The organism is Nocardioides sp. CPCC 206348 (assembly GCF_048654705.1).
Taxonomy (GTDB): domain Bacteria; phylum Actinomycetota; class Actinomycetes; order Propionibacteriales; family Nocardioidaceae; genus Nocardioides.
On the sequence record NZ_JBMCZA010000185.1, the window covers coordinates 8,585 to 8,938 of the forward strand.

The following is a 354-nucleotide window of genomic DNA, read 5'->3' on the forward strand; positions in this document are numbered from 1 at the left end:
CAGGCGCTCCTCGAGCTCGCCGTCGGCGGACTCGAAGCCCTTCGCGACGGCATCGATGACGTCAGTGCTGGCGAGCATGTTGCCCGCGGCGACCACGCCGGCGCCCACGACGTCGTGGTGGACGCCGAGCGACTCGGACCCGGAGAAGGCCGCGCCATTGCCGTTGAGCTCGAGGACGGTGAGCTGGCGGTACTCGACCAGCTCACGGTCGTTGACGACCGCTGCCAGGGCGCTGCGTGCGTCAAGGCCGGACTCGAGCGCGTCGAGGAGCTCGGTCCCCAGGCGCGGGTCCGTGATGTTCTGCGAGGACGCCCCGCCGACGCCGGGGCGCAGGTGGATGCACCGGGCAGCGAC

1 protein-coding gene is annotated in these 354 nt (G+C 72.0%); it reads right to left on the reverse strand.

The genetic code is table 11. The annotated features are described in order from the left end of the window. On the reverse strand, positions 1-354 hold a 354-nt coding region (locus ACOADB_RS15190), incomplete at both ends, for a DUF1028 domain-containing protein (protein WP_378600190.1).